This is a genomic window from Methylocystis sp., assembly GCF_051061225.1.
GTDB lineage: Bacteria > Pseudomonadota > Alphaproteobacteria > Rhizobiales > Beijerinckiaceae > Methylocystis.
The window spans coordinates 1-8,629 of record NZ_JBPFEB010000018.1 but is presented as its reverse complement, the minus strand read 5'-3'; the positions used below and the strand labels follow the sequence as shown (position 1 = coordinate 8,629).

At 60.0% G+C, this 8,629-nt stretch carries 9 protein-coding genes; 7 read left to right on the top strand and 2 right to left on the bottom strand.

Annotated elements, in window-relative coordinates; all coding sequences use genetic code 11:
- Window positions 1-127 precede the first annotated feature (127 nt).
- Window positions 128-322: a hypothetical protein gene (locus ACR652_RS03980; protein WP_434505226.1), complete on the bottom strand. Its 195-nt coding sequence runs from the start codon at window positions 320-322 to the stop codon at window positions 128-130.
- On the bottom strand, window positions 295-879 hold the full coding sequence (locus tag ACR652_RS03975) for an AI-2E family transporter (protein ID WP_434505225.1): 585 nt from the start codon (window positions 877-879) through the stop codon (window positions 295-297). The genes ACR652_RS03980 and ACR652_RS03975 overlap by 28 nt, the downstream gene beginning before the upstream one ends.
- A 267-nt stretch (window positions 880-1,146) precedes the next feature.
- Between ACR652_RS03975 and ACR652_RS03970 the strand changes: the two genes are divergently transcribed.
- The 7 genes from ACR652_RS03970 to ACR652_RS03940 form a co-directional block, all read left to right on the top strand.
- Entirely contained in the window at window positions 1,147-2,184 is a 1,038-nt protein-coding gene (locus ACR652_RS03970) for a glycosyltransferase (protein WP_434505224.1), read from the top strand.
- On the top strand, window positions 2,181-3,245 hold the full coding sequence (locus ACR652_RS03965) for an AI-2E family transporter (protein ID WP_434505223.1): 1,065 nt from the start codon (window positions 2,181-2,183) through the stop codon (window positions 3,243-3,245). The genes ACR652_RS03970 and ACR652_RS03965 overlap by 4 nt, the downstream gene beginning before the upstream one ends.
- A complete protein-coding gene (gene hpnI / locus ACR652_RS03960; RefSeq protein ID WP_434505222.1) occupies window positions 3,238-4,266 on the top strand; it encodes a bacteriohopanetetrol glucosamine biosynthesis glycosyltransferase HpnI in 1,029 nt (342 codons plus the stop codon). The genes ACR652_RS03965 and hpnI overlap by 8 nt, the downstream gene beginning before the upstream one ends.
- Before the next feature lie 36 nt (window positions 4,267-4,302).
- Window positions 4,303-5,166, top strand: coding sequence for a hopanoid biosynthesis-associated protein HpnK (gene hpnK / locus ACR652_RS03955; protein WP_434505221.1), 864 nt, complete (start codon window positions 4,303-4,305; stop codon window positions 5,164-5,166).
- Window positions 5,167-5,567: 401 nt separating this feature from the next.
- Window positions 5,568-5,984, top strand: a complete 417-nt coding sequence (locus tag ACR652_RS03950) for a phage holin family protein (RefSeq protein ID WP_434505220.1) — start codon at window positions 5,568-5,570, stop codon at window positions 5,982-5,984.
- A 1,569-nt stretch (window positions 5,985-7,553) separates the two neighbouring features.
- Entirely contained in the window at window positions 7,554-8,024 is a 471-nt protein-coding gene (locus ACR652_RS03945) for a hypothetical protein (protein ID WP_434505219.1), read from the top strand.
- 74 nt (window positions 8,025-8,098) lie between these two features.
- Window positions 8,099-8,629, top strand: a 531-nt coding sequence (locus tag ACR652_RS03940; protein WP_434505218.1) for a hypothetical protein, incomplete at its 3' end; no start/stop codon positions are given.

The window sequence follows — 8,629 nt, the reverse complement described above, 5'->3', positions numbered from 1 at the left end:
CGCAACGCCAATCCGCGTCCCTATAAATGGAAGGCGAAAGGCGAGGCTATCCTCGAAAAAATCCATCGGGCCCGCGCGGCGCTCGACAAAGCCCACGCCGCTTGAGTTTTTGGGCGGCAATTGAGAGTCAGGACACTAGCGTGACCGCGACGAGAACGGCGGGAATCGCGGAGATGATCGGACCCAGATAGGGAATAAATTCGGCCACGCCGGCGATGGCGCCAAGCGCGAGAGGGGACGGAAGCCCGATCAGCCATGTCGCCAGGCCCGAGAGTGCGCTGATGACCATCTGCGTCAACTGGCCAAGCAACCACAATCGCAATCCATCGGCGAGATGATCAATTGTGGTGTCGACCTCGCTCCGCGACTCGGCGGTAAAGAGTGCGCCTCGCCTTGCCGATAAAGCGCTGATTGCGCCGCGATGTAGATCCCTGCGAAGATCGTCACCAGCAGCGAGAGAACGAACATCAAGCTGGTTCGAAAAAGGCCGCCGAGCAGCTCGACGACCGGGACATTGGCGCTCTTGATATGGGACAGCAGGACTTCCCCCAAGGGCGAGCCGCGCAATCCCTTGCCAATTGTGTCCCTGGCCTGCTCGATTCTCTGGAGGACGTCCTGCAGCTCGGAGGCAACCCCCGCCCCGAATAGAAAGACTGCGCCGGCGAAAGCGCTGACGATGATCACTCCTGAAAGAAGCAAGGCCACGGGGCGCGACGCGGAGAAACGAAGGAACGGTCGTGCGCCGAGCTCCAGGAGATTGGCGACAAGCAATGCTCCAACGAACATGAGAACAACGTCGAACAGGAGCCAGATGAGAAGCGGTGCGAGAGCGATCGTGATGAAGATGACTGATCTCTTCGTGAAGTCCGCGTTTGTCATCTTCCTTTCCCTCCCTGCGTGGCGCAGAACCGAAGCACGCCCAACAACGCTCGGCCTGATCTCAGGCGTGCGGACCGGCAACGGCCAGCTTGGTTGGGAACTATTTTCGATGGCGTTCGTTCGTAGCTTTCGTGGAAAGGGGGTAGAATGGAGCTTGTCCTTTCAACCATTTGGGCGGCTGCCGTAGCGCTGCTGATTGCTCGTGCGATCAGGCAACGCGAGCTCTTCGCCCCGGTGCGTGTCGATTTGTCGTCTGCCTCTTCTTCGATGCCAGCCGTTCTCGTCATTGTTCCCGCCCGGAATGAAGCCGCCAACATTGCCTCCTGCATCAAGGGGCTCACGCGCCAGACCTATCCGCGCTCGCGCCTTGAGGTCCGGATCGTCGACGACAATTCGAGCGACGACACCGAGACAATCGCGCGAACCGCCGCGTCAGGACATGAACGCTTCTCCGTCATTGCGAGTCCGCCGCTTCCCACTGGCTGGGTAGGAAAGCCCCATGCCTGCTGGACCGGCGCAACACTCGCTCTTGCCGAGCAGGTTGAATGGCTCTGCTTCATTGACGCGGACGTGGTGGCGGAGCCGGAGCTTCTGCTGAGCGCGATCAGGCAGGCCGAGGCTCAGTCGCTTGACCTCCTGTCGCTCGCGCCCAGGCAGATTCTGCGGACATGGTCCGAACGGCTGGTTCTGCCCTGCGGATTATATTGCCTCGCCTTTTCTCGCGATCTGAAGAAGCTGCAATCGGAACGAAGCCCCGACACAACCGTGACAGGCCAGTTCCTGCTTTTTCGCCGCCGAGCCTATTCCGCGACAGGGGGGCATGAGGCGGTTTCAAACGCAATCTGCGAAGACGTGGCGCTTGCGCGACGCGTGAAGCAACTCGGGGGGCGCGTCGCCCTTCTCGGCGGCGCCGATCTGCTGTCGAGTCGTATGTATCGCAACTGGTCTTCTCTCAGAACCGGCCTCGCCAAGAATATGTTCGAAACCTTTGGCGGAACCGCGCGCATGATATGCACTGCGACCGCAGCGCTTCTGCTCGCTTGGGCTGCATTGGCCGTCCCGCTCATCGACGCGAGCGGATGCCGCAATGGCGCTCCATTTGCGTGTGCCTCGCTGGGCCTCGCGATCCCCAGCTCTGCAATTGCATTCGCACTCCATTTTTTTGGGGCGCGGTTCTTTCGTATTCCGCTCTGGTACGGCTTTCTCTTTCCGCTCGGCTATTCTCTGGGGGCAATCATAGCCGCGGAGAGCGTGATGTGCCGCATCCGGGGACGGGTGACCTGGAAAGAACGGATTTACGGATGATTCTGAAGAGAGGCGACGAATCTGCACCACCAACTCAGGCTTCGATACCTGAAGCTGCCGCAGTGGCGGTATTGCTGGCTCTTCTCGTCATCGTTCCAGAAGTGAGATGGGCGCTCCTTCCCTTCGTGCTTGCTGTCCTGTTAGCCTACCTCTGCACGCCACTCGTCGACAAGATTGCCGCCCATTTCCGGCTGTCGAGGTTGATCGCAGTGATAAGCGTTTACGCGTCTCTGCTCGCTATGCTTGCTGTCGTGGCGCTTTTTGGCGTCCCCCCGCTTGTTCATGAATTGAAGCGCCTCATCTCCGACATGCAATCGGTCTTGCGAACACTCGCGCAAGGTCTTGTGGACGATCATGCTGTGACGATCCTGGGGAAGAGTATGGATCCGCAGCAGATGGCGGATGCGGCGACGAGCGGGATCAGAGACTGGCTCGGAGCCACAGGTCGGATCACGGAATTCGCGGCCATGAGCTTTGCGACCCTTTTTGGCGGCATTCTCGTTCTTGTTCTCCTGTTCTACATGCTGGCACAGGGGCCGGAGATCGTGCGGGGCGTTCTTTGGCTTATCCCGAGGGACAAGCGCGCTGCGATCGAGCGCGTTTGGATTTTGCTGGATCCGTTGCTCTGGAGATATGTCATCGGCGTCTTGATCGTTGTCGCCTACGCCACGGTTGCGGCATATGTCGGGCTCGGGTTCGTGCTCGGCCTGAAGCACGCCTTCTTCCTGGCCCTGCTTACGGGGCTGCTCGAAATGATTCCGGTGATCGGTCCTGGTTCCTCTGCGCTGATCGGAGGGCTTGTCGCGATCCATAACGCAGCCGGGATTTTGCCAGTAATCAGTTATGCGGCTTATGTGATCGTCCTACGACTCTCCATCGACCAAATTCTGGGGCCATTGGTGCTCGGGAAAGCTGCCGCGCTCAGTCCGGTGACCATCATTTTCTGCTTTCTGCTTGGCGGTGCGCTCTTCGGAATCGCTGGCGTCATTCTTGCGGTTCCGGTCGCCATCGCCATCAAGACGTCGATTGGCGTCCTGCGCGACGAAACACCGGTTGGATGAACGCCATGACGGTTCGTTCGAAGGGCCTTGCCTATCTCCCTTGCATGGAGACGAGCCCAACCTGGGAAAGCGCCTTCGAGGGTTTTTCGAACAGCGATACGAGGGTAAAGTCCACATGGTCTGTGGCGTACGAGATCATGACGACCGCGCCGTCGGACACGTTCGGGAAATGCAGGATGAGAGAGAATACTCGGTCGATCTTAATGTGAGCGGTCATGATCACGGCCCCAACCGAAAGATATCGAATTTTGCCAATATGCTCAGGCTGGCGAAGCATGACGTTCTCGTCATTTCGGATAGCGACATAGAAGTCAGCCAAAATTACCTCTCACAGCTGGTCGCTCATCTCAATGAGGAGAACATAGGAGCTGTCACCTGCCTCTATCACGGGCTGCCTTACGGGAACATCTGGTCTCGCCATGAAGCTCTGGCGATAAACAGTCACTTTCTCCCAAATGTCATCGTGGCAATGACCTTTGACTTTGCGAATCCCTGCTGCGGCTCGACGATCGCGCTCAAGAGACGAACGCTGGAGGCGATTGGAGGCTTCGAGCGCTTCGCGCGGCATTTGGCCGATGACCACGAAATCGGAAAAGCCGTTCGCCTCGCCGGCTATCATGTTGCAATACCGGGGTTCACCGTCGGACATCAATGCTTTTCTGATAGCTTCAAATCGCTCCTGTCACATGAGACGAGAGTCGCACGTACGGTGAGATGCATCGATCCTCTCGGATACCTCGGCAGCGTGATCACGCACCCATTTCCGTTGGCTCTCGCAGGCGTCTACAGTTTTGACCTCGATGCAATTCCGCTGGCTGTATTTGCACTCGGCTTGCGCGGGCTTTTGTGTGTCGACGTAGAACGGGCTCTTTCTCTGCCCCATCAGGCCTGCTTGCTCTTGCCGTTCGGCGACGCGATTTCGTTTCTTTCTTACTGCGCGGGATTCGGAGCGCCAAAAATCAGCTGGCGAGGATTGAAGTTCAAGGTCACGCGAGAAGGCGAGATGACGCCTGTTCAATAAAAATCACCAATGGTTGACGATTGAAGGCTTGCGTCAATGTCGAAATTCCTTGTCGTCACGGCCGATGATTACGGGCTGTCCGTGGAAGTCAACGCCGCGGTTGAACTCGCGCATCTCAATGGGATTTTGACGGCTGCGAGCCTCATGGTCAGCGGCCCTGCCGCACAAGATGCGATCAGGCGGGCGCGCACACTGCCACGGCTGGCGGTCGGACTTCATCTTGTTCTCGTCGATGGCATGCCGACGCTTCCTCGCGACAAAATCCCCGATCTGGTGGACTCTTTCGGCTTCTTTCGGAAAGACATGGCGAAAATGGGATTGGAGATCGCCGTCCGACCCCGCGTGCGCACGCAATTGCGGAATGAAATCGTCGCGCAGTTCCAGGCGTTTCTGGCGACTGGCCTTCCGCCCGATCATATCGACGTGCATAAGCACTATCATCTGCACCCGCTCGTCGCGGCGGAAATTATTTGCTTGGGCCGGACCTTCGGCTTTTCTTCACTGCGAGTTCCGTGTGAACCGTCGATCGTCCTTAATCGGATCGGCCAAGGTCTGACGAGCCCATCTCGAATCCTTTCACCTTGTCTTGCGCATTTGAAGCGACAGGCGCGTCGTGCGGGGTTCCTGTTCGCAGACGCAACATTCGGGTGGGCCTGGTCAGGCGCCCTGTCCGAGGAACGGATGATCGCGATTCTTTCCCAGCGTCCAGTCGGGTCCCTGACGGAGATCTATTTCCACCCCGCGGCACGCGACGATTTCGATGGCCACGCCGCTGGCTATAATTATCGCGCCGAGCTCGAAGTTCTTCTGTCGCCAAGGGTTGCGGCGACGCTGGAGCAGCGTGGGTATTGTCTGACGACCTATCCGGAGTTTCGGCGACAAAGGTGCAGGCCGACGTAGGGAACTCGAGCAACGGATCATGAAAATGGTTCTGATTTCGTCCTACACCCGATCAGGCGTGCGCCATCTCTCCGCAGGCTTTCCGACGGAGGAGGCAGCCTCTGCGTTCCTGCAGGCTGAACTCGGCGCATTGGCAAGGCGAGGATCCGCGTATATCGTTGCTTCCGAGGAGGCGGGGACGGACTGAGAGAACATTCCTTACGACACGCTCCTCGAATGCATTCACTCTCCGGATTGGTATGACGCGGTGAAAATGCCTGCGTAAGCGTGGCGGACCTCATCCGCACGCCTGTGCGCGGCGCCGAGGGCGCCATGTAGAACTGCCTCAGAGGAACACTCGAAGGTACGGGTAGTTGTGCTGAACACTGATGGCTGAGCGCCAAACCGCAAACGAGAGACTAATGGAACAGCATCGCCCAATTTCCGAGATTCTGATGGATGCAATGCGCCAGGCGTCGGCATTGTTGCGCATCGAGGCAAGCCTTGCGCGCGCCGAGACGACAGAGCATTTCGAGTCGCTCGCCAGAGGTCTCGCTATGCTCATCGCCGGGGCGACCCTGCTCATTCCGGGAATCATCCTCATTTTGCAGGCTGCCGCGGCAGCTGTTGTCGCGGCCGGCCTCGCCAATTATTGGGCGCTCGCCATTTTCGGTGGGGGCGCGATCATCCTTGGACTCATTTTGACAGCCGTTGGCCGACGCCGCATCAAGAGCTTCACGCTCAAACCGACGAAGGCGCTCCAGGAACTCCACAGCGACGCCACAATGGTCAGGAACCAGATGGGGACGATCCATGCAACGACAAAGCGAGCTGCTTGAGCAGGAAGCCGAACGGGCCCGGGCGCTGCTTTCCGATACGATGGATGAGTTGCGGCATGGGTTGTCGGGATCAAGGTTGGTCGCCCTTCTTCCCGCAGCGGTGGTCGGCGGCGGGCTCGTATGGCTTGTCTCCACGCGATTCAAGCGAGCGAAAAGCAAACCATCCTTTCTGGCGGTGAGCGCGAGGCATTCGCGCTCTGGTGGCCGCTCCCCTGTGCTGATGTCGGGCATTGGCGCTCTCGCGACTGCCGCAATCGTTGCTCTTTTGTCTCGTCGAGAAGGCGAGGTCCTGTCGACGGCGGATGGGTTGACCGCAGGCAGCGCCGTGCCTCGAACGCACACAAATGCCGTCGATTGGCGGACTCCCGCAACGCCCCCGGTTGCTCGCGGTGATGGAATGGCGGCCGGTTAAGGGAGCCGCTATGCAGAGAAAGCGTGGTGAGCGCTTGGGAATCGAAGCCGAACAGGCGCGGGCGCGGCTTGTGGCGGCCGCAGTGGTTCGCGCGGGAGGCCGCGCCTTCGGCGGCCGCGTGCCGGATATAGCCTACTTACGCTTCTGGTGAGATGGATGGAGAGGAATCCCACGCCTTCCTGAAGAGTTGTCAGGGGGTGGCAGGGGAATCCCAGCATCCAGCCGAAAAGCCTTGTTCCTGGAAAACCCTGTTAAGCGACGAGAACGCAGCGGATCAGCGCAGTTTCGACCCGCCGGTCATCGTTAGGGCACAAATCCATAGAGAATTGAGCCCCTGATTCGACGATTGCTGCGTTCCGGTCGTGCACAGCCAGGCAAAGCTTAACAATTAAAGGTCCAGTCGATGCAAAGTCTCGTTATTGCTCGCCCCATGAAGAAGGCGGTCGCCCTCGCCGTTTTGGCGGCTTCTCTCCCGCTCTATGGTTGCTACACACCCGCCGAACGCGCGCTTGGCGGCGGCATTATCGGTGGGCTCGGCGGCGCAGGCATTGGCGCTCTGGCCTCGGGCGGTCTTGCTGGTCCGACCCTCGCGGCGTCAGCGATCGGAGCTGCCGGTGGCGCGACGATTGGAGCGTTGACTGCGCCACGACCGCGCTATTACGTTTCTCGCCGTCGCTACTATTACTGATGGCAGCGTTATCTGAGGGATGGCACGACGCTCCATCTGTAGGACGATCGGCCAGCTCGCGTAGTCAGGCGGGCTCAGCAGATGGGCCGCTGTCGGGTTGTCGGTGAACGCCTGCGCGACGCGTGTAACGGAAAACCAAATGGCGCCAGTGAAGGCGGCCCAGACGGCCGCTACCGCGGCCGCGGCGAGAGGCGGTTCTTGGACAGGGTCCAGTGTTAAGTGTGACGATCAACGGCACTGTATTGTGCCCTCGGCTCTTTGTTGTCCATTCGCTCGGGTGTCCGCTCAAGAGCCGCGCGAGGCCTCGTCCGGAGCCGCTTCGGGAGGGGCAAGCGAACTCCTCGTCCCGACGCTTCACTTCAGGCAAAAGATCGTTACGGTCTCCAAGAGGCGTCAGCAGAGAGGTCCATGACGCGCAAGCCAGTTCGCGTGAGGCAAGTCCGATCGAGAATCGGCGGCGGCGACCGCCTTGGAAATGGCCGGCCGGCAGAAAGAGATCTCCGTTTCGGAATTCTTTCTCAAGAACCGCCATCTCCTCGGTTTCGACACACCCGCGAAGTCTTTGGTGACTGCCGGTAAAGCGGCGGTCGACAACGCCCTCGACGCCTGCGAGGAAGCCGGGGTCTTGCCGGAGATCACGGTCGAGGTGCGAGGGCGTTTTGAGCGCTCTTGGGTCGATATCATCAGCCGCATCGAGAGCGAGCCGTTGGCCTCCGAGCACTATGTCTCGACCGACACCGCCAGCAACCGCCCCGACATTCACAAAAGGAGGCATATCGCCTGGAGCCGCCCGCACGGTACGCGGGTTGAGATGGAGATCGAGGGCGTCAATCAAGCGGAGCCAAAAGCCGCTCGCTTTCGCAGTTCCTGGTCGATGAGTTTTCCTGCGTCGGCGAAAAGACGGCGCGCGAGATCATCCAACTCGCCGGCAAACCGTTGAGCGAGCGCTCCTAGCCGGCGCATATCGCGCATGCCCAGGCGAACGTCCTGCATCGCGGCCTGCAGAAGGCCAATGTGCAAAAGCTCCGTCCGGATTGCCTCGTCCCGATCGGCGAGGCGCAGCTCCTCGAGGGACTGCGCAAGGAACTGCCGGCCGAGTTCTGCACGGCGGCGACGCGTCCGCCGGCGAGCTACCGGGGCAATCCGTTCCAAGTGGAGGTCGCAATCGCCTTCGCCCGTCCCGGCGAAGCAGAGATCGATGTCGACGCGGCTTCCGGGCGGATGCGCAAAAAGCAGCCCGAGGGATCAGACTCGGCGCAGCATCTCATCGCGCGCAAGGACGAGCCGGTTCCGCTGCTGCGCTTCGCCAACCGCGTGCCGCTGCTCTATCAGCAGCCGAGCTGCGCGATCACCAAGTCCGTCCTGCAGACCAATTGGCGCGCCTATGGCCTGCATCAGCCGAAGGGTGTCAATGGCACCCGAAATTTCCCCACTTTTGGCGAACGAAAATTCCCCAGTCTGGCGGGTCGGGCGATCAGCCTGCGAGGTGATCAGCGCCTCCGTTTTTGGGCGGCCGTCCGCGGCGTTTCAGGGTCGCCGGGACAG

Excerpts from the sequence above, each read along its gene's own strand:
- ACR652_RS03975 (WP_434505225.1), bottom strand. The coding sequence starts at position 879 with ATGACAAACGCGGACTTCACGAAGAGATCAGTCATCTTCATCACGATC.
- ACR652_RS03970 (WP_434505224.1), top strand. The coding sequence starts at position 1,147 with ATGCCAGCCGTTCTCGTCATTGTTCCCGCCCGGAATGAAGCCGCCAAC.
- ACR652_RS03965 (WP_434505223.1), top strand. The coding sequence starts at position 2,181 with ATGATTCTGAAGAGAGGCGACGAATCTGCACCACCAACTCAGGCTTCG.
- hpnK (WP_434505221.1), top strand. The coding sequence starts at position 4,303 with ATGTCGAAATTCCTTGTCGTCACGGCCGATGATTACGGGCTGTCCGTG.
- ACR652_RS03950 (WP_434505220.1), top strand. The coding sequence starts at position 5,568 with ATGGAACAGCATCGCCCAATTTCCGAGATTCTGATGGATGCAATGCGC.